18 protein-coding genes and 2 pseudogenes are annotated in these 20,255 nt (G+C 61.9%); 11 read left to right on the top strand and 9 right to left on the bottom strand.

What is annotated here, in order from left to right; all coding sequences use genetic code 11:
* Nucleotides 1-558 precede the first annotated feature (558 nt).
* Nucleotides 559-861 (bottom strand): peptidase inhibitor family I36 protein, encoded by a 303-nt coding sequence (locus AC1DVN_RS20295; RefSeq protein ID WP_378668758.1) that lies wholly within the window; start codon nucleotides 859-861, stop codon nucleotides 559-561.
* 422 nt (nucleotides 862-1,283) lie between these two features.
* On the opposite strand from AC1DVN_RS20295, the gene AC1DVN_RS20290 reads away from it, so the two are divergent.
* Entirely contained in the window at nucleotides 1,284-1,679 is a 396-nt protein-coding gene (locus AC1DVN_RS20290; RefSeq protein ID WP_477994162.1) for an AMIN-like domain-containing (lipo)protein, read from the top strand.
* 339 nt (nucleotides 1,680-2,018) lie between these two features.
* On the top strand, nucleotides 2,019-2,750 hold the full coding sequence (locus AC1DVN_RS20285; protein ID WP_279219748.1) for an IS6 family transposase: 732 nt from the start codon (nucleotides 2,019-2,021) through the stop codon (nucleotides 2,748-2,750).
* 147 nt (nucleotides 2,751-2,897) lie between these two features.
* On the opposite strand, the pseudogene AC1DVN_RS20280 reads toward AC1DVN_RS20285, so the two are convergent.
* The 3 genes and pseudogenes from AC1DVN_RS20280 to AC1DVN_RS20270 all read right to left on the bottom strand — a co-directional run.
* Nucleotides 2,898-3,005 (bottom strand): annotated as a pseudogene (locus tag AC1DVN_RS20280) (hypothetical protein); the annotation flags it as partial.
* Nucleotides 2,971-3,399: pseudogene (locus tag AC1DVN_RS20275) on the bottom strand (DUF4287 domain-containing protein); the annotation flags it as partial. The pseudogenes AC1DVN_RS20275 and AC1DVN_RS20280, both read right to left, overlap by 35 nt.
* A 59-nt stretch (nucleotides 3,400-3,458) precedes the next feature.
* Nucleotides 3,459-4,112 (bottom strand): GNAT family N-acetyltransferase, encoded by a 654-nt coding sequence (locus tag AC1DVN_RS20270; RefSeq protein WP_211917609.1) that lies wholly within the window; start codon nucleotides 4,110-4,112, stop codon nucleotides 3,459-3,461.
* Nucleotides 4,113-4,235: 123 nt separating this feature from the next.
* Between AC1DVN_RS20270 and AC1DVN_RS20265 the strand changes: the two genes are divergently transcribed.
* The 5 genes from AC1DVN_RS20265 (at nucleotide 4,236) to AC1DVN_RS20245 (ending at nucleotide 10,761) form a co-directional block, all read left to right on the top strand.
* A complete protein-coding gene (locus tag AC1DVN_RS20265) occupies nucleotides 4,236-5,633 on the top strand; it encodes an MFS transporter (RefSeq protein WP_477994161.1) in 1,398 nt (465 codons plus the stop codon).
* The gene (locus AC1DVN_RS20260) at nucleotides 5,630-7,204 is read left to right on the top strand and encodes a pyridoxal phosphate-dependent decarboxylase family protein (RefSeq protein WP_214500077.1); all 1,575 of its coding nucleotides are present in this window, start codon (nucleotides 5,630-5,632) and stop codon (nucleotides 7,202-7,204) included. The genes AC1DVN_RS20265 and AC1DVN_RS20260 overlap by 4 nt, the downstream gene beginning before the upstream one ends.
* 145 nt (nucleotides 7,205-7,349) lie before the next feature.
* On the top strand, nucleotides 7,350-8,681 hold the full coding sequence (locus AC1DVN_RS20255; protein WP_214500078.1) for an SAM-dependent methyltransferase: 1,332 nt from the start codon (nucleotides 7,350-7,352) through the stop codon (nucleotides 8,679-8,681).
* Nucleotides 8,682-8,701: 20 nt separating this feature from the next.
* Entirely contained in the window at nucleotides 8,702-10,021 is a 1,320-nt protein-coding gene (locus AC1DVN_RS20250; protein WP_477994160.1) for a lipase family protein, read from the top strand.
* A gap of 68 nt (nucleotides 10,022-10,089) precedes the next feature.
* Nucleotides 10,090-10,761: a DUF1345 domain-containing protein gene (locus tag AC1DVN_RS20245; RefSeq protein WP_020908009.1), complete on the top strand. Its 672-nt coding sequence runs from the start codon at nucleotides 10,090-10,092 to the stop codon at nucleotides 10,759-10,761.
* A 21-nt stretch (nucleotides 10,762-10,782) separates the two neighbouring features.
* Here AC1DVN_RS20245 and AC1DVN_RS20240 read toward each other — a convergent pair whose 3' ends face one another.
* Nucleotides 10,783-11,412, bottom strand: a complete 630-nt coding sequence (locus AC1DVN_RS20240) for a LysE family transporter (RefSeq protein ID WP_019748785.1) — start codon at nucleotides 11,410-11,412, stop codon at nucleotides 10,783-10,785.
* Nucleotides 11,413-11,522: 110 nt separating this feature from the next.
* Between AC1DVN_RS20240 and AC1DVN_RS20235 the strand changes: the two genes are divergently transcribed.
* Nucleotides 11,523-12,179, top strand: a complete 657-nt coding sequence (locus tag AC1DVN_RS20235; protein WP_003942413.1) for a nitroreductase family protein — start codon at nucleotides 11,523-11,525, stop codon at nucleotides 12,177-12,179.
* On the top strand, nucleotides 12,173-12,814 hold the full coding sequence (locus tag AC1DVN_RS20230) for a dihydrofolate reductase family protein (protein WP_477846885.1): 642 nt from the start codon (nucleotides 12,173-12,175) through the stop codon (nucleotides 12,812-12,814). The genes AC1DVN_RS20235 and AC1DVN_RS20230 overlap by 7 nt, the downstream gene beginning before the upstream one ends.
* Here the strand turns inward: AC1DVN_RS20230 and AC1DVN_RS20225 are convergent.
* Nucleotides 12,811-13,614, bottom strand: coding sequence for a sulfite exporter TauE/SafE family protein (locus AC1DVN_RS20225; protein ID WP_259349288.1), 804 nt, complete (start codon nucleotides 13,612-13,614; stop codon nucleotides 12,811-12,813). The genes AC1DVN_RS20230 and AC1DVN_RS20225 overlap by 4 nt on opposite strands.
* A 92-nt stretch (nucleotides 13,615-13,706) precedes the next feature.
* On the opposite strand from AC1DVN_RS20225, the gene AC1DVN_RS20220 reads away from it, so the two are divergent.
* Nucleotides 13,707-14,510: an AraC family transcriptional regulator gene (locus tag AC1DVN_RS20220; RefSeq protein ID WP_133727455.1), complete on the top strand. Its 804-nt coding sequence runs from the start codon at nucleotides 13,707-13,709 to the stop codon at nucleotides 14,508-14,510.
* On the opposite strand, the gene AC1DVN_RS20215 is transcribed toward AC1DVN_RS20220, so the two are convergent.
* The 3 genes from AC1DVN_RS20215 to AC1DVN_RS20205 form a co-directional block, all read right to left on the bottom strand.
* Nucleotides 14,488-14,937, bottom strand: a complete 450-nt coding sequence (locus AC1DVN_RS20215) for a DUF8021 domain-containing protein (protein WP_003942394.1) — start codon at nucleotides 14,935-14,937, stop codon at nucleotides 14,488-14,490. The genes AC1DVN_RS20220 and AC1DVN_RS20215 overlap by 23 nt on opposite strands.
* A 46-nt stretch (nucleotides 14,938-14,983) precedes the next feature.
* Nucleotides 14,984-16,237, bottom strand: a complete 1,254-nt coding sequence (locus tag AC1DVN_RS20210; RefSeq protein WP_477847084.1) for a glycoside hydrolase family 1 protein — start codon at nucleotides 16,235-16,237, stop codon at nucleotides 14,984-14,986.
* 140 nt (nucleotides 16,238-16,377) lie between these two features.
* A complete protein-coding gene (locus tag AC1DVN_RS20205; RefSeq protein WP_477994159.1) occupies nucleotides 16,378-19,647 on the bottom strand; it encodes an arabinosyltransferase domain-containing protein in 3,270 nt (1,089 codons plus the stop codon).
* A 55-nt stretch (nucleotides 19,648-19,702) separates the two neighbouring features.
* Between AC1DVN_RS20205 and AC1DVN_RS20200 the strand changes: the two genes are divergently transcribed.
* A complete protein-coding gene (locus tag AC1DVN_RS20200; RefSeq protein ID WP_019748778.1) occupies nucleotides 19,703-20,248 on the top strand; it encodes a hypothetical protein in 546 nt (181 codons plus the stop codon).
* Nucleotides 20,249-20,255 lie beyond the last annotated feature (7 nt).

Raw genomic sequence — 20,255 nt, 5'->3', positions numbered from 1 at the left:
TATGGCGACTCTACGGTCTAACCACGAATGTTCGTATTTGGCCCATGAATCGACTCGAATCGGTGTGATCGGGCGACCCGGCGAAATTGTCGACCACTCAGATCAAACATGAAGTATCGCAACCTAATTATTCATCGATCGAGATTCGGCTAACTTCAAAACTTGCCGCGCCGGAGCAGGAACTAGTCAACCTCGACACCACCAGTTCCACCACCGCTGGAGCCCGAGGTCGACCACCAGCTCATGAACAGCTGCACGGTCTGCCATCACGGCAACAGACCAGAAGGCGCTAGCAGGATGTCCGCCGGTTACGCGCTGTGGTCGACCATGGACGAGTCTTCCAAAGAAGATGAAGAAGCCGCTGGTGTGGTCCGGCACTAGTCGCTTCGTCATGTTCGCAAACTTGCCGCGCTGGCATGGGTCACGCAGCTGACCCGTCCGATGATCTCGGTAGTTGCATTTCTATTGACGCCTCGGCGGTCATCGACGAATGTGTGTCGCACGGCGGGGATGTCTTGGTTACACTTGGGTGACGTAAATATGTTGTGCCCCCTGTATTTATCGGCAAACGGAGCACCATCCTACCGATTGGGCGGAGAACCCTAGGTTAGGATTGGTCCCGCCTGGCCAGACGGTTGTGTGCCCCCCGGTGCAGTTGGGTCCCGACCAGAAATCCATTGCTTTGCCAGACCCGTTGACTGCGGAGCTGACGGAGATCACGGTGGTTCCGCAGAAGGCGTTCGGATTGGGGTTGAACATTCGGTACGAGCCTGTGTAGTTCGTGCCCGACCACGTGCAGACTGTGTTTCCGCCACAGGTTGGGGCAGCTGATGCTGCGGGGGCATTCCATCCGATAGTCATGGCGGCAGCTAGGGCCGTCATTGTGAGGTACCGCATCGCTGTTCTCATGTTTCCACCTTCGGTGTGATTTGGACGATTTACGCAAAGCAAACTGTCCTGTTTTGTATTTGGGGCAAGTATCGTTGAATATGCGCCTCGATGACCGTCAGGGTTAACAGAAGACGCGCCAACGGGATTGGGGCGATGATCTGTTTGAGAATTTGATATAGCGTTCGAGTACGAAGCTTGGTAAGTACACCGGATGTTTCGTTGCCGTCATTGCGTTGTCGTCGTGCGGTGAACCTTCAGTTCCGCCGATCTCCTCGGCTTCCTCGACTGCATCGGATTCGCTGCGGTGTTGTGCCGGTGTGCCGCAAGCAGGGGCGTTGGTTGCTGGGGAACCCATTCCCGCCCCGCCCACGAACGGTCCCGATGACACTTCATTGCTGACACTGACGTCGATCGATCTCAACCAATCGGAGGTCGGCGAGGAGGTTATCGATCAGTTTCAAGGTGCTGGCCGCATCGCCTGGTCCCTGCGCCCGGTTTCCGAGGCGATTGCATACGGCGGACGAGGGGCGCAGTCAGTCTCTGGAAACGCCATCATTCAAGTTGATTTGGCCGAAGTGAAGGTTTCGGGTCCTGCTGATGGTGATCTGCAGCGACACGCTGCTAACGCCGTCGGCAATGTTGTCGAGGTGATCGAGATGCCTCAATTCGACAGGGTTTCTCAATCATTTATCGGAGTACGCACCAGCGTGACTCGTGTCGACGTGAGCGAGCGGACAACCTCGGATGGCGCCCAGTTGGTCGTGGCTTTGGTCGACGAAACACATTGATATGGAACATAATATCCTGAGCTGAGATCAGTGGAAATCGGTGGATCGAGGGACTGAGGCGTCCCTAACCGGGGACTGGAACTCTGCGACTGGTTGCCGTGGAAAGTGTTCGAGCGCGAAACTGTGCATGCATATCTACCCGCTTCGTCGTCGGAGAATGGCCTCGATCGACATCCTCGTCGAGGAGATGAGGTCTCGGCACGGCAATCAATTTTCGGTGGTAGGACACAGTTCGTAATCGTTGCAGGCAAGCAGGATCGGACGGATGACGCATTGGCTTGTCGCCGTCTCTCGGGCATTGTCAACTTAACTGGGCCGTCAGTCAGGGATGATCGTCGAATGAGCTTTGGGGACGAGACACGGGTGGATTCGACGCGGTCGCCGTACAAACGACACCGCTATCCCGCGGAGACCGTCGCCCACTGCGTGTGGCTGTACTACCGGTTCACCTTGAGCTTGCGAGACGTCGAGGAGGTGATGCTCGCCCGCGGCATCGTGGTCTCGCACGAGACGATCCGTACATGGTGCGCGAAGTTAGGGCCCGAATATGCGCGTGGCCTGCGCCGACGTGCTCCCGAACCCGGCGATAAATGGTTCCTGGACGAGGTGTTCGTCAAGATCGGCGGTATCCGGAAGTACCTGTGGCGGGCGGTCGATCAGAGCGGCAATGTCCTCGACGTCCTGGTTCAGTCACGACGCAACGCGAAGGCTGCGAAACGCTTCTTCGGCAAGCTGATGCGCAAGCAGGGGCGGGTACCGAGGGTGCTGGTGACCGATAAGCTCGCCAGCTACGTTGTGGCGCACCGGGAGTTGATGCCATCGGTGGAACATCGGCGCTCGAAGTACCTCAACAACCGGGACGAGAACTCGCACCAACCCACCAGACAGCGAGAACACGCGATGACGGGCTTCCGCTCATCCGGTGCGGCTCAACGGTTTCTGGCGGTATTCAGCGCGATCTCCCCGCACTTCCGGCCCGGCCGACACAAGCTCACCGCGAGCGATTACCGCTCCGAAATGACCACCCGATTCGCCACCTGGAACGACGTCACAAATGTACCGGTCGTTTGAACCGGGTTCCCACCAACAGAATACAGCTTGGCTGAAGGCTGTTGATCCCCAGTCACGTTCAGTTAAGTTGACAAAGCCGCGCTGGGTGGCCCATCTGACGTGATGGACGTGCAGGTGTGAGAGGACGACGGTGGAGACGTCATCCGGGGTGAAGCCGGTGTTGGTGAATTCTGTGAACCAAGAGGGGTCCAGATGGTCGAATTGGCTGCGGTTGCGGGGTTTTCCGGATCCGACGCAGCCGTCGATCAGGATCACTTCGTTCTCGGTGACCACCAGAAAAGCTAATGGCAGCAAATTGGCGAGCGCGAACAAAGGGCGTGTATGTTCCGCGGCCTTCGACTCGAACATCGGTTCCGAGCTCTTCGATCAGACGTCGGGCTGCATCGAAGATGGGTCGCAGTGCTACCTTCGGGCCGCTGTACTGCTGGTCGATGTATTGCTCGACGGTCGGCTCCACCCATCCGGACTGTTTGGCTGTCTCGAATGCAATTGCCCACTGCGAGTTCTGCGGTACACCGTGCTCTGCTTTCAGCCACTTGCGGACTTCGTTCTGATCGAGCGGGTCGACCCCCGACGTGCGTACAGCCTCAACCCATTCTTCGAGAGTGCGTCCGGTACGGTCGCGCATGGACGAGGTGACTGCGGCCATCATGTCGGAGGGTTCCATGCGTCTGTTCTACCGGTTGCCGCTGTGCACGTGTAGCTCGCTCAGTCGATGCCCAGCATCTCCTTGAGCGCGTCTGCGCCGGTCACTTCGACGGGGTACGGCGGTGCGACAAAATCTTCGCGCCTGAGGGTGAAGAGTCGACGCACGGTCATTCGGCCGTCGGCAGCCAACTCCTCTACTGTGCCGTCGGCGCGGTACCCGACTTTGGTCGACACCGTAATCGAGGCGGGGTTGTCCGTGAACGCCGACGACACGACGCTGCGTGCGCCCAAAGAGTCGAATGCGAATGCGCAGATTGCCTGTCGGGCAAGAGTGCCGATGCCCCGGCCTTGGAACCCGCGCCCGATCCACGAGCCGGTTTCACCGGTACGACTTTTGGGAAAGTCCGTCGCGGCGAACGCCTGGCAGCCGACAATTTCTCCGTCGACGACAATGGCTGTTTCGAATTTCCAGTCGGCCGTGGTCATCGCTCCGCGGACCGACCAGTGGTATTGGATGAATCTTCGCGACACTTCTTCGGGAGTGCCCACCGTCCAGGGGACGAGAAACGGCATCTGTTCGGCAGGGTGAATGCCGGCTCGGACCAGCGCAGCGAGTTCGGGGAAATGGTCGTCGCGCACAGGGACCAAGGTGATGCGCCCACACGTGATCGTGACTCCGTACGGAGGCCAGATCTCTGTCAGTGGATCAACCATCGTCTTCAGGCTTTCGTTCGTGTGCGAATCGGGTCACAGTCTGGCATGCCCGGCCCGTCCGAGTGAGCGACTTCTGGTCATCGAGATTCTTTTGCCCTCGCGGTATGGAGACGTGACATTAGTGTGTGGACGGTGACTACAGACAAACCGGTACGTCTTCGTGAAGGTAGATCGCCTGACAGGCTTTCGCGTGGTGTGGTGGCCGGATACGCAGCGGGAAGTGTCGGCACGGGTGGATTCGGCGTGCTTCCAGGTCTGGTACTGGCGTACTACCTGACCGATACGCTCGGCGTGGCCGCGGCGCTCGCGTCGCTTGTAGTCATTGTCCCGAAAATCGCCGACGTCCTGATCGATCCGCTGATCGGGTCGATCAGCGATCGAAGCTCTCATCGAACTGGTACGCGAGTGCCACTCATGCTTGCAGGCGCTCTGGGACTGCCGTTGCTCTTCATTCTCACGTTCTCAGCCCCCGTGTCTGCGGGCCCCGGAGTCGGGGCGTTGTGGGTGCTCGTCTTCTTCCTGCTCGCGGCGAGTGCGTACAGCCTCTTTCAGGTTCCATATATCGCGTTGCCGACCGAGTTGACCGGCGATTACCACGAACGCACTCGTTTGGTATCGGTTCGAATTGAGGTGTTGGCCCTGACAATTCTGGTCATCGGCGCTGGTGGACCGGAACTTCGCGACGCTGCCGGGGGCGGAGCACGCGGTTATCTGGTCATGGCCATCGGGGTGTCGGCGCTGATGTGTGGGGCAATGATCTGGGCAGTTCGCGGAGCGGCGCGCCACACGGTGACTCACGCGGACGCGCCGGTCGGCTCGTTGCTCTCGCAGTACCGGGACGGGTTCGACGCGATACGACGTACCCGCGCGTTCCGATTGCTGGTCATCGTCTTCGTGCTCCAAGCACTTGCCACCGCTGTGATGTTGGCGGGTGCGCAATATCTGGCGACCTATGTGATGGGCAGCGAAGGCGCGCTCACCGGTCTGTTCGTTGCACTCGTCGGACCAGCTCTCGTCGTCATGCCGCTGTGGTACCGGTTCTCGCATCGGTACGGAAAGCTTCGCGGTTACGTCGTGTCCTCGGTTCTGTTTGTCGTCGCGACGGCGTTGTTGACCCTTGCGGCTGTCAACGCCGGTTCGTGGATCTACGGTGCCGTCGCCCTTGCCGGCGTCGGATATGCCGGCATGCAGGTTTTCCCGTTGGCGATGCTTCCTGACGTCATCGAGGACGACGCGCGAATCGGTGGACGCCAACGTGGTGGTTCGCTCAGTGGTATCTGGACAGCCTCGGAAACCGCAGGCCTTGCCCTGGGGCCCGCGGTGTTCTTGGGTGTACTCGCGGTGACCGGCTTCGTTTCGAAAACTGCGGGCGAAACTGTCGTGCAACCGGAATCAGCGCTGACCGGAATAGCCCTTGGCTTCTCGGTCGTCCCGGCGATCCTGGTTGCGATCAGCCTGGTCGTACTGCGGAACTACCGCACCGAACAAGAATCCACTCACGAGAACGTAGGTGAACGATGAGTTCCACTCAGGCCGAGGAACTTCAGGGCAAGATCGTCGAGAGCACGAACCTCGAGAAGAGGGCGGCCGACATCTTGACTCGGCTGCGTTCGCTTCGTGAGCAGGACGCCCCGACGCACGGAGGCCGGGTTCTGTCGTACGTGTACGACAGCGGTCTCGCAACCCTCGACGAGTTGGCAGCGGACGCAGCTCGATTGGTTCAGCCGGTCAACGGTCTCGACCCGACGGTGTTCCCGTCCACGGCGGTGATGGAGCGTGAGTTGGTTGCGTTCGCTCGCGAGTTCCTCCATGGAGCTTCAGACCCAGCCGCTGATACAGACACAGATACAGACACAGACACCGGAGGCATAGTCGTCGGAAATGTCACCAGCGGCGGAACGGAGAGTTGTGTGTTGGCCGTCAAGGCAGCTCGCGACTTCCGCGGCCTCCCGCCGGGTGAGGGTTCGCTGGTTCTTCCGACCACCGCGCACGCCGCTTTCCACAAGGCAGCGCACCTACTCGGACTGGAACTCATCCTGGTACCCGTAGATCCCACGTCGGGGCGCGTGGGAGCACACGATATTGCGACGGCAGTTCGGAAGGACACGGTTCTGATCGTCGTCTCGGCGCCCAATTACCCGTTCGCGGCACTCGACCCGATCGCCGACGTCGCGGAAGTTGCTCGTGCACATTCGGTTCCACTACATGTCGACGCCTGCATCGGTGGGCTTGCGTTGCCGTGGTGGGGTGATCTGCCGCCCTGGGATTTCCAGGTGCCCGATGTCACCAGCATGTCGGTCGACTTCCACAAGTACGGATACTCGCCCAAGGGCGTCTCGGTCTTGCTGCACCGTGGGCGTAACCTGCATCGCAAGCAGTATTTCGGGCTCACGGACTGGCCGGGGTATCCGGTGGTCAATCCCACTCTGCTCGGTTCCAAATCCGTTGCTGCACTGGCCGGAGCGTGGGCGATTTCGCAAGTTCTCGGGCAATCGGGGTACGCCGAACTGGTGTCCCGGGCGCAGCGGGCCACCCGTGCGCTGATCGAAACGGTCCAGAGCATCGACGGGCTTCGCGTCGTGGGCTCGCCGGTGGGGCCGCTGTTCGCGGTCGCCACCGATGGTTCGGTGCCCCTCGAACGTCGAGTCGATCCGCATCGCTGGGTCAGCGCTGTCGGTGCCCGCGGCTTCGTCCTTCAAGGGCAGCCGGCGTCGACGCAACCTGACGGAACTGTATTACCTCGAACAACCCACCTCACCGTCACCCCGGTGACCGAGTCGGTGCTCGGCGAGTTGACCAATGCGCTCGTCCTCGGTGCCGACGACGTTCGCGGCTTGGCGGCAGCCGAGGCGCCGCCGGCCCTGGCAGAATTGGCCGGAGCATTCGAACGTGGCGATGTCACCGTCGCCGATGTTCTTGCGTTGCCAAGTGACGCTGTCGCGGCAGCTTTGAGGTCGGCGGGGCTGGATCCTCGGGGTTCTGCTGATTCTCCCTTGGACATGGCGGCCGTCCTCGCGGCAGTGGAATCGCTGCCACGTGAGGTGACTAAGAGACTGCTGGTGGAATTCCTCGCCGGGCTGGTGGAGCCCTGACACCGCTATGAATACCGAAACCTCGATGAATACCGAAACTGCGATGAACACTGCCCAAAACTCGGACAAATGGCGCGAAAGATTCGCGAATCGGGCGTAAGTTTTCTGTCATCGGCTAACCATCTTTTGTCGGAGGGGTTGATCTGTGACTGGTGCCGCGACCAAAATTTTGACGGTTTTCGAGGAAGTGATCGGGGTTCCGCTTCCGGTTCGCGTGCGATGTTGGGACGGTTCGGAGGCAGGTCCGCCGGACGCCGCTGCGCGGGTACATTTCCGGAATCGGCGTGCCCTACGCCGAGTCCTGTACTCTCCCAACGAATTGGGACTGGCGAGGGCATACGTGTCCGGCGATCTGGACGTAGACGGCGATATCTTTGCGCTCCTCGATGTCCCGGATCTGGTCACGCGGCTCGGTGAGAATCGTTTGTCGGCGTTGCCGTTGCGCTCGCTGGTGCGCGCCGCCGGTACTTTCGCCGGCTTGGGGGCGGTGGGTCCACCGCCATCGCCTCCGTCGATCGAGATGCGTCGTAAGCGAGGCAAGCGGCACAGTAAATCACGCGATTCGGCCACGGTCTCCCATCACTACGACGTCGGGAACCGCTTCTACGAAATGTTTCTCGGGCCGAGCATGGTCTATTCGTGCGGGTACTGGCCGGAAGGGGTCGAATCCCTCGAAGCTGCTCAGTACGCGAAGCTGGATCTGATTTGCCGCAAGCTCGATCTGAAGCCGGGAATGCGACTGCTCGACGTCGGTTGTGGCTGGGGATCGATGGCACTGCACGCTGCCCAGAACTACGGCGTCGACGTCGTCGGAGTGTCACTGAGCAACGAGCAGGTCGAGTACGCCAAGGGACGAGTTGCCGACGCGGGTTTGGCCGATCGTATCGAGATTCGGGTGCAGGACTATCGCGACGTCGACGACTGCCCGTACGACGCGATTTCGAGCATCGGCATGTCCGAGCATGTGGGCCTGGCCAATTTGCCGGTGTACACGGCAAAACTCTTCGACCTGCTCGTGCCGCAGGGTCGTCTGCTCAATCACGCCATCGCGGCGGTGAAGTCTTTGTCGGACAACGTCGATGACGGACGCAGTTTCATCGACAGGTACATCTTCCCGGACGGTGAGATCCTTCCGCTGAGCAAAACCATTGATGCGCTGGAACTTTCAGGTTTCGAGACGCGTGACAGCGAGGCGTTGCGCGAGCATTACGCCTTGACACTGCGCGCGTGGGTACAGAACCTTCGCGAGAACTGGGACGCATCGGTCCTACAGGTCGGTGCTCCCCGCGTGCGTACCTGGTTGCTGTATCTCGCTGCCAGTGCCCTGGGTTTCGAGGAGCCGCACAGGCTTACGATTCATCAGGTCCTGGCCGTGAAACCAGGCGATCGGGGGGCCAGTGGCATGGCCCGCTCGCGTAGCAGTTGGTATCGATCGATTGAAGTCCCGCAGATCGAAACCGGTCCGCGCGTCGACTGAGGCCTATACGTTGGATTTCCATGAGCACCCGGAAGGTTGTCCTCGCGGCACTGAAGGTTTCGGCCGTTGCGGTATCGGCGCTGTTGTCGACCTCGCTACTGTTCACACCGATATCGAACGCCGAACCTGTGAACGACTTCTACGACGCGATTCCGGGCGACGTCGGTGATCCGGGTTCGGTGATTCGGACGGAACCGCTGCCGCTGGCCGGTGCCGTTGGCGGAGTGCCTGGTGTCGGGACCCGGATCCTGTATTCGAGTACCGACACCCACGGATCCAATGTTGCTGTGTCGGGCTCGTTCCTGGAGCCGGCTGCCCCGTGGTCAGGCGCGGGCCCGCGCCCGACGGTCGTGATCGGTCCGGGCACTCAGGGCCAAGGTGATCAGTGCGCGCCGTCGAGGATGTTTCCCACTGCCGGTCAACTCCGCCTGGCGGAACCCGGGAATCCGTCGAACTACGGTGCCGGTGTGGACAGTGTCGGTGTCAACTACGAGTCCGCATTTGCTTTCGCATTCCTAGCCCAGGGCGTTCGCGTGTTTGTCACCGACTACATCGGACTCGGAACACCCGGTATCCATACCTACGTCAATCGCGCCGAGGAAGCCCACGCGATGTTGGACGGTGCACGCGCTGCCCGAGCCTTGGCGAAGGCAGGAGAGGACGATCCGATAGCGCTGTGGGGCCATTCGCAGGGCGGCGGCGCCACTGCCGCTGCAACCGAACTGGCACCCGAATACGCGCCTGAGTTGAATCTGGTCGGGAGTTACGCGAGCGCGCCCCCGGCAGACCTGGCAAGCGTTCTGCGTCATATCGACGGTACCGGCCTGATGGCCGCGATCGGCTACACGATCAACGGCGTCCTCGACCGATATCCCGCCGCCCGAGAGCCGATCGAATCTCGACTCAACGACTACGGCCGGTCCGTGCTCGCCGACGTCGCCGGGCAATGCCTCATCGATTCCCGAACCAAGTACGGGAAGCAGTCGACGGCGTCGTGGACCACGGACGGCCGGCCACTTGCCGACGTGGTGGAATCGGTACCGGAGATCCAGCAGGTGATCGAGGAACAACGCATCGGGCGGCGAACCCCGGCCTCGCCGATTCTGGTCAACGGCGCGCTCAACGACGATTTCATCCCGTACGAGCAAACCCGGCGCCTGGTTCAGGACTGGTGCGCGCGCGGGGCCGAGGCGACGTTGTTCACCGACACCCTGCCTGCAGTGAATCCGGGGAGCGGTAACAATCACCTCGCGCCGGCCGTAGCGGACTTCGGTGTCGGATTGCGGTACGTGCTGGACAAATTCAACGGCAAGCCATTGGTCGGTGCGTGCAACGCCTGAGACACCTGCTTCTCGATTACCTTGCGGCGTAACCACCGTCTCATTGCGAACGGTGGTTGACTGAGCCCGTGAACGATCGATCGCACGACCTTCCGATCAACCCGGTTCCGCGGAGTGAGCTGGGTGCCGGGCCAGCGCTGAGAGTGTCGACAGGTCTGGTGCTCGGTGTCGCTGCAGGTGTCGTCACGGCGTTGGTCGGCTACCCCCGGTTCGCTTTCCTGATCGGCTGGGATGTCGCGGCGATGGTGTTCACGGTGTGGACGTGGATTCTGGTCTGGCCCTTCGATGCGACGCTCACCGCGAGCCACGCAACGCGGGAAGAACCGGCTCGCAACGTCGCACACCTGCTGATTCTCGGCGCTGCCGTCGCGAGCCTGGTCGGTATCGCGTTCCTGCTCTTGGCGGCACCCGACGGACATCACTACCAAGTCGTGGCGGCATCGGTTGCAGTCGGCAGCGTCGTGATCTCGTGGCTGGCGGTCCACACGCTGTTCGCCCTCGGCTATGCGCGCCTGTACTACTCGGGCCCCGACGGCGGAATCGATTTCAATCAGGAAGAACCGCCGCGGTACAGCGATTTCGCCTACGTGGCCTACACGGTCGGGATGAGCTTCGCGATTTCCGACACCAACTTGAAGTCGTCGGACATGCGCGCGATGGCGCTCGGCCACGCATTGCTGTCGTACCTGTTCGGTTCGGTGATCGTGGCGTCCGTCGTCAACTTGATTGCAGGCCTGTGACCGATCAAGCCGTGTGACCGATCAAGCCGCTGCACGCCCGATGCTCGAGAGGAAGCCGGCGGCTCCGAAGAACAGGCCGGCGAACACTCGATTGGTGGTTCGCTGCTGTTTGGGGGATCGCATCAAGGTGAGCACCCGTGCAGCCAGCCCGGTGTATCCGGTCATCACGATCACGTCGACTGCGCACATCGTGGCGGCGATGATCAGATACTGCGGAAGCAGCGGTGCCGACGGGTCCAGGAACTGTGGGAGCACAGCGAGCATGAAAACGACGGCCTTCGGGTTGCTCGCGTTCACGAGAAAACCGCGAAGCATCATCATCGGGCCCGAACTGCTCGCGGTTGCCTCGTCGGTCTCCACCTCGGTAGGCGTCGATCGCCACTGCCTGATTCCCAGGTAGACGAGGTATGCCACACCGAACCACTTGATCAAGGAAAAGGCCACGGTCGAACTGGCGAGAATTGCACCGACCCCGGCCGCGACAATTCCGATCTGCAGCAGCAATCCCAACTGCAGCCCGAAGATGTTCCAGTATCCGCGCCGCAAGCCGTAGGCAAGCCCTGACGACATCGACGCAATGGCGCCGGCCCCCGGTGACAGGCTGATCACCCAACTTGCTCCGAAGAACGCCAACCAGACGTGCCAACTCATGTCGAAAGTCCTTTGATCGGGGAATACTCCCGACAACCAGCACGCACGGGATCAGAAAAGTGTAGACGGACTGTCCTGCTCACTGCTCGCGACAGTGCAATGATCGGGAGATGACGTCGTATCCCGTACTCGACCTGACACCCGACGAATTACTGACCACAACGCGGACCGTTCGAAAGCGTCTGGATCTGACCCGTCCCGTGCCGTTGGACCTGGTGAAGGAATGCCTCCAGATCGCCCTGCAGGCGCCCTCCGGTTCGAATCGCCAGGGGTGGCAGTGGATGGTGGTGACCGATCCGGCACTGCGTGCAGCAGTCGGGCAGATCTACAAGGAAGTCACCGACGAGTACCTTGCTTCTCACGGTTCGGCGGCAAAACTCTTCGCCGATGATCCCGATCGCGCGCCGATCCAACAGCGAGTAGGCACCAGCGTCGCGTGGCTCGGTGAGCACATGGGCGAGGTGCCGGTTCTTCTCATTCCGTGCATCAAGGCGGGTAAGACGTTGCCGGAGGGGAACCAGGCCGGTCTGTGGGGTTCTCTACTCCCGGCCGCGTGGAGTTACGCTCTGGCCGCACGGGCACGTGGACTCGGTACGGCGTGGACGACATTGCACCTGCAGCGTGAAGCGGAAGTTGCCGAGCTGCTGGGTATTCCGGCCGGATTCCATCAGGCGGCGCTTATCCCGACGGCGTACTTCACCGGCGAGACGTTCAAACCCGCCGCCCGTGAACCGGTCGACAACGTGCTGCACGTGGACCGATGGTGAGCCTGATCTACTCGGCGATCTGCTCGATCGACGGGTATGTGGCTGATGAGCAGGGGAACTTCGACTGGGCGGTTCCCGACGCGCAGGTCCATTCGTTCGTCAACGAGCTCGAGAGGGGAGTCGGCACGTACCTGCTCGGGCGCCGGATGTACGAGACGATGATTCCCTGGGAGACGATGATTCCCTGGGAGACGATGATTCCCTGGGAGACAACGGCACACGAGGACCTTCAAGGTACTTCCGCATCGGTAGGTTCTTCGGTGCCGGACGAGTTTGCCGGAATCGAGGCGGCGACAGTCGAGTTCGCTCAGATCTGGGGTGGCATCGATAAAATCGTGTACTCCACGACGCTGAACGAGGTATCGACGGCGCGCACAACGATTTCCCGGGACTTCGACGCCGACGCCGTTCGTGCGCTCGAGAGCGAAGCGGTACAAGATATCTCGATCGGCGGGCCGACGATCGCTGCAAGTGCATTCGCGGCGGGGCTGGTCGACGAATGCCGACTGTTCGTCTGCCCGGTCAGCGTAGGAGGCGGATTGCCTGCCCTTCCGCGCGGGCGACTGGACCTGCAGCTGCTCGAAGAGAAAACCTTCGACGGCGGCGTCATCTATCTGCGGTACGCCGTCCGCTAAGCCGCGATCATCACCGCCGTGACTACTGCGAGTAGAGCGATGTAGGCGGCGGCATGGATCCGGTCCGGGATGGCGCCGACAATTCGCCGGCTCAGTGCAATCGCAGGTAGAGAGCCGGCCAGTAACGCGCAAACGGCGAGAAGGTCGATTGCGCCGAGTCTGCCCGCTGACAGATCCGAGGCGGTGCTGTGCCCTGATGAGGCCGCGTACACTGCAGTCGCGACGACGGCGACAGGCAAGCTCAACGGGTTGGCGCTCGCGGCGGCGTCGGCCATCGGAACTCCGCCGCGACGCATCATCGGAACCGTCATGACGCTCCCGCCGACTCCGAGGAAACTTGCGACGGCGCCGATGCCTATCCCGACAGCGCGGACGCCGTGACGGTCAAGATGTTCTCGAGGTTCAGGTGGTGTCAGAAACCCTTGTCGCAGAAGGCTGTCGAGGATTGTGACCACGAGGTAGAGGACAAAAAGAATCCTGACGGCGCCGTCGTCGACGTGACCTGCCGCAACCGCTCCGAGGCCTGCTCCGACTGCGACGGGGCCGATCAGTGGTCTGATGTACTCCGCCCGAAGCCGTCCTGACTTCCTGAATGCGATTGTGGCACCGAGTGAATTGACTACCATCACTGCCGCCGAGGATGCGACGGCGACATGCATCGGATCGATGGCGTCCGCCCGAAGTGTGGATGCAGCGTAAACGACTGGGACGGTGACAAACCCGCCACCGAATCCGAACAGAACGGTGGTGACTCCGGTCAAGGCGCCGAAAGCGAGAAGGATGAGGGCGTAATGAAGCACTTGATGAACGGTAGCGATTTCTCCGCTGGCGCACATTCGAAGGTTCGCCACGTTCCATTGTCAATCAGACACGGACTCGGTAGGTTCCTCCGGTGCGCAACATCTCGATCAACGACGTCGATCACTCACCTCGCGGTGTTCTCGCAATCGGAAGCGACTACCCACCCGGTCACGTGTTGGCCGCCCACGAACATCGACGAGCCCAGTTTCTCTTCGCTGTGAACGGTGCGATGAACGTCGAAACCAATGACGGTGAGTGGACGGTTCTGCCGTCCAATGCGGTCATGATTCCCGCCGGTGTCGCTCATGCCGTGACAATGGACGGCGTCAGCACGCGAAGCCTCTACATCGAACCGTCCGCAGCGCCGTGGTTCCCGGTCAGGTGCCGAGTCGTCGCAGTATCGTCGCTCCTGCGTGAGCTGCTCGTCGCTGCAGTCGACATGGATGTCGAGTTGAACGTGGAGGACGACTTCCCGGCACACGGACGCGGCGCCGCGGTATTTCAGCTGATCCTGCACGAACTTCGCGATCTTGCGCCCCTGCCTGTGGAACTTCCGCTGCCTCGGCACCCGGGATTGCGGGCGTTGTGCACGCGGTATCTCGCCGGCCCGTCGATCCACGACTCGCCCACGCGGTGGGCCGAGCAACTCCACATCAGTGAACGAACACTGCACCGCTTGCTGATCTCGGAAACGGGGATGAGCGCGTCGTCGTGGATGCAGCGTGCCTGCATTCTTCACGCGCTCCCGAAACTCTCTGCCGGTGCCAGTGTGACAGCCGTTGCGTCTGAACTCGGATACTCGACGCCGGCTGCCTTCGCAGCGATGTGCACCCGAGTTTCGGGTGCACCGCCCAGTAGCTATCGGGCGCGCGTCACGACACAGACACCGGGATGATGTCGGCGACGACGTCGTGGATGAGACCGTCACGGACTTCGAAGGTTTCACGAATCTCCACGGTCATGAGGCGAGTGCCACCGATTCCCGCGTCGAGCAGATAGGTGGTCGAGACGATGTCCCCGGCTTCCGACATCTCTAGGTCTCGTACGCCCTGGATAACGCGGTATTGGATACCGTTTTCGAGGTCGGCGGACATCTGTGGTCCGGAGAACCCCGTCTTGAGTCCGGCTTCGACGCGCGTCGCATCCGGGGCGAAATGAACATCGGAAACGTCATGGGAGACCAGGGCGTCGATGTAGGCACGTGCCTGCGCCTCGCGGGGTGAATCGGCCGGGTTGGGGGCTGCTGTCGCAGCGCCTCCGGCAACCAGGATCAGGGCAGCCGTGGCAGCGGCAGTTCCGGCGATATTTCGCAGTGTTCGCATGGGACATCCTAACGACGAGGTGTGGAGGAATTTCGGAAAACGGCCGTCATCGAGTAGCCGTACAGCTGCGGGGAGGATCGACGAGCGAGCAGAAAGCCGGGGCCATGACGGGCACGTAGTCGGCCCCGACGCCGTTCTCGTGAATGATCCGGCGGTAGGTGTCGACGCCGTCGGTCGGGATTCGCGCCGCAGTGGGATCGCCGAGAACATCGACCGTGTAGAGGCCGAATCGAGGTCGGTACGAACCCCATTCGTAGTTGTCGGTGATGGACCAGTAGTTGTAGCCGATCACGTCGGCACCGTCTTCTCGGGCGCGTTCCATCCAATAGATGTGATCGCGTAAGTGATTCGCGCGTGTGTAACCGTCGGCGCGCGGCGCTCCGTTGTCGGTAGGCATGCCGTTCTCGACGATGTAGAGGGGGAGTTCCGGATACTTGTCCGAGTACCGCATCAATGCGTCGTACAGGCCTTCGGGTTGTGGTGTGACGTTGTAGAACTCGTCGAGTGCGGCGTACGCGGCAGTCGGATTGTTCAGGGCCACACCGTAGTAGTAGTCGATCCCGAGAAAGTCGAGCTTGTCGCGCACCCGATCCGTGAATACCGAATCGATCGCCTCGGACACGCCGGGAATGAAGGAGAAATTACTGCTCACGCGGGCACCGGGATCGAGAACATGGATGCGGTCGTAGATCGCCCGGTGGGCTCGGACCAATGAATCGAACATCGACGGTGCCTGGGTGAGTGCGATTCCGCCGTAGGTCAATTCACGCTGAACATACACAGTCGGCTCGTTGATCGTGATCCACAGCGCCCCGATTCCGGAGTACCGCTCGACTACCTTCTCTGCGTTGACCAGCCAATCGGCTTCCGTCTTCGGATTTGTCCAGCCGCCTTGATCGACAACCCATCCCGGATACACCCAGTGGTCGAGCGTGATCATCGGAGTCATGCCCCGCGCGCGGATGTGAGCCACCACGTCGTCGTAGTACGCGAATTCGGTCTCGTTCCAGATCCCGGCGGCGGGCTGAACTCGCGCCCACTCGACGCCGAATCGGAAAACCTTCGATCCCAGATCGGCCGCCCGGTCGATGTCCTCGGCGTAGCGATGCCGGAAGTCGACCGAATCACCGATTTTGTCGTGGGTTCGTCCGGAATCGGAGTATCGAGACCAGTTGCTGTCCGGTGACGAACCTTCTGATTGGAATCCGGAGGTGGCAACGCCCCAGAGGAAGTCATCCGGTACCTCCGCCGAGGCGCGAGTGGGAAAGGCGAGCGCCCCGAGCAGGCACGTCAGTGCCATGAGTGCAGGCGTAACAGACCGTGACAGGGCTCCCATGCCTGGGAGACTAAGTCATACAAGTGTCCAGTCGCAGGCGTTTCGTCCGATCCGCCCGCGACTGGACCGTGTCACTCAGTGACCCAGCCGCTCAGAAATTCCGCTCAGAAAACCATGGTCATCGATCCCGGATTCCACGTCCCGGAGCGCTGAACGGTCGCTTCGTCGACCTGGGCAGGCACTGCACTCGGATCGATCGGTGTGTACTTCTCGATCGAACCCCAGTCGCGAGCCCAGTCGTTGTCGAGGTACGACGGAATGGTCTGAGCGGTCAGGAGCAGATCGATCCACCCCAACGGTCCACCGCCGTAGTGGTCCTGCCATGCGCTGGTCACGAGCGCGCCGGAATGGTCGGGAAGGATCCGATACTCGGGGACCTCGGCGATACCGACCCGATGATCGAAGGGGCGTTGGCACGGGAATGCCAGTCCGACAGCCCAATCCAGCATGACGGGCGCCTGTGAACCGACGACGTCGTTGAGCTTCTGAGTCTTCGGAACCCGCGGCGGGGTGACGGCCACCCATTGGTCGGGCTTGCTGTCGTAGTCGCTGACGACAAGTCGAATGCTGTTGGCTTCGACGGGAATCTGGTCCAGCGGCACACGCAGGTTCCGCCATGACGGTGCCGGACCGATGTCGAGGGGCGCGATCTTTCCGAGTGTTTCCACAGCGTCTGTTTCGGCATCGTCGACGCCACGCGCTGTTCCGTATTCGACCTCGATGTTCTGGCCGTAGGTGACGATTCCGTCCTTGTCGACCGACCGAACACGACCAGCGGTTGCAATCGAGATGATGTCTCCGCGTGTGGCGTTCTCGCCCACGTCGGGGAGTTGGTACCAGTCGCTGGTCAGAGTGCCGGGGGAGGGCTGACCGTAACTACCCATGACGGGTGTTGTCGCCGGGTCGAGACCGAACGGCAACGCGACCGAACTACCGTTGACTCCGGTCTGTCCGGCGCCACCGCCGGTTCCGGCCGAGTTACCGGCGGTGTCCTCGGAGGTGTCGACGGTGTTCGCGCCGCCGGTAGCCGTGGCTTCCTTGTCTGCTCGAAGGTCGGAGGCGACGCCATTCGGATCGAATCCCGTAGCCCCACCGGCGGAGAGTGCTGTGGCGACGCTGCCCGAGAGGGGCGTCAGCATCGAGGCGTTCGGATCGGTCTCGAGCAGAACGTCGTTGGCGAGTCCGCAGTGTTGGCCGAGAACGGCGTCGACGTTTGCGCGGCCCACCGAATAGGCCGGGTACTGGGTGATCGCGCCCTTGGCCATGGACAGCACCTCGAAGAGGACCATGGCACCTGCGGCAATCGTCAGTGGCGAAATGGCAAGCAGTCGAGCGTGCTTCGCGGACGGTTCCTTCCCGGCGGTGTACGGCTCACGGAAGAAGTACCACGCGGCGACGCCGAGCATCAGCACCGTCAGCCCGAGGAGGACGGTGCTCGCGCCGAGTCCGCTGATCGACACCGGCTTGTCCCACCACGGAACGCTGTAGCTGGACACGTAGTAATAGCTGTTGCTGCCGGTGAATGCGACAGCCAGGAGAAACAGTACGGCCGCCGCGAAGAGGGCCCGATTGCGCGGCGAGCGCAGGAGTTTTGTTCCCACGGCGACCGCCGTCATCATCGCCAGAACGGCGGTGAGTCCGGCAAAGATTCCGAAGTGGTGCGTCCACTTGGTCGGCGAGAACATCAGCAGTGGCAGTGCGCCGATCGTCAGCCCCACGACGCGGCGTGACGGACCGGCGGCCAAACCGGGAATCCGGCCGCCCTTGCGCAGCATCATCGCGGTGCAGACGCCAAGGCACAGAACCATGACGAACACACCGAATCTGCGAGTCAGAGAACCGTCGACAGAGATGTTGAAGAGGTATTGGTAGCGGAGGTACTCGTCGAACCAGGGCTGGTTCGGTGAGATCGAGTGGACGCGTTGCATCTCGATGACGGCGGCGAGGCTCTGATCGCCGAACGCGGGGATGAGGATCGACAGTCCGGCAGCTAGCAGTGGCCCGACGGCCGCGATGTAACCGGTGGTGCGGGCACGTTCGATGATGATGCGCATGATCGGGCGGATTCCGGCGATCAGTGCGGCGAAGCAGATGAGGCCGGAAGGCCCGGCGGTCAAGGTGAATCCGGCGATCAGAATCGCGACTGCGACCGGCAGAAGTCGTCTCGTCGCAACTGCGCGTTCGATCGAGGACCACGTCAGCAGGACGCCGAGAGCAACGATCGGTTCGGGGCGCAGTCCGTTGTTGAACGGAAGCCAGAACGCGAGGAAGACAAGCGCGCCGGTCCACAGGGCGAGCCGGTTTCCGCGAATTGCGGCTCCCAGTCGAGGCGCGACCTCGCGGCTGATGACGAGCCAGGTGATGATGCCTGCCAACAGAGCAGGCAGACGAACCCAGGGGCTTGCAGTGCTGACGTGCGCCAGGAGTCCGAGGATGTTGTAGTACGGCGTTCCGAACGGGGTCTCGGGGACCGCGAACCACCGGAAATAGTTGGACATGTAGCCCGATTGCTCGGAGGCCCTGGCCATCGTGAACTGGTAGCCGTCATCGGTGGTGGTAGCGCCGATGAAGTGCCAGAGCACCAGAGTTCCGACGACGACGCCGTCGAGGACGGTGAACTTCCACCATCGGGCGGGCAGAAATTTGCGTGTGCCCCGGCCGTCGCGGTTGTCGAGGCGGTGCAGCGCGAAGAGGGACACGACAGCCGTGAGTGCCCCGAGAATCATGGCGAGAGTCTTGATCACCGACGGGCTCGACGTGAAGCGAGAGTCCGCCTCGATCGAGACGTTCAAACCGGCTGATGCCGAATCGAGGTCGCTGAAGACGCCGACTACCTGTGGTCGGCTGTCGCCCTCGATGACGCGCGGTTCGGAACCGGTGGCGCTGAAGGTGGTTCGGGTCGGCTCGGCGGCGAGCGTGAGTGCGCATCCAGTTTGCAGATCAGCAACGGGTGTCGAGAGCAGCACTTGATCGCGCAGGACAACGTCGACCCGAGCGGGAGCGTCGGCGGATTCGGGGGAGACAGTGGCAACAAAGCCGTAGCGGCGCGCATCGGCGGCACCCGGGGGAGCCGTCGAGACGAGTGTTCCGCCGGTGGCGGCCAACTCACTGATCGACGCGCACGGAATCGATGCCTCCATGCGCAGCGGTGTGTACGAGACCAATGGCGCCTCGACGCTTGTCGTCGACCCGGCCTGCGGCCAGTTGACGACGGCTGTGTCCTGCTCGATCGGCAGGAACGGCACTGATCCGCACAAAACTATGCCGAGGATCGATGCGACAATCGCAACGATCCGTGCTCGGTTCGGTCCGCTGGATCGCTGAGGGGTCGGCAAGGCCGGAGGTGCGGTCGTGGCCACGTCACTGTCTGTCACGACTTTGGACCCTAGCTGTGCGTGACGTGTTTGTTATAAAAGCGCGAGTAATGGGATGGTCGTGTTCCCGGTGCCGTTCCGCGGTGCGGGGGTTGTCGGCGATCGAGGCGGGGGTGCTGTGCACGAAGTTCACGAGTCCATTTCGTTGAGCCCACTTCTGCGGCGTTCGACGGCCGCATTGTGCGTCGTCCTCGGAATTGTCCTGGTGATTGTCTGCGGGTTCGCGGCGATCGTGGAACACGACCCGGCGGGCTACGTCGGCGCCGTGTTGTCCGCGGTCCTGTCCTTCGGGTTGGCCGCGTACATGTGGAAGGTGCGCGTGATCATCACCACAGACGTCGAACGAGTGTCGATCGCGCTGTCTCCGGGGCTGCGTCAGGTATTTCGGTGGGACGAAGTTGTGTCTGCAACTGCAGTACATATCGGGATGGGCTCCGGAATCGGTTATCGAATGACCGGCCCAGGTATGCGGGTAATTCTCGCGTCACCCGGCGCCGGGGTCCGCTTTCGTCTGCACGACGGACGCGAAATCTCGGTGGCGACCGACCGAAGGGACGAGCTGATCGAACTCGCCCGGCGGCGGGCGCCGGACCTGCAGTGAGCGTCGC

The sequence above is a fragment of the Rhodococcus sp. P4_E4 genome (genome assembly GCF_056401575.1).
This window is presented reverse-complemented; position numbering and strand designations above follow the sequence as displayed.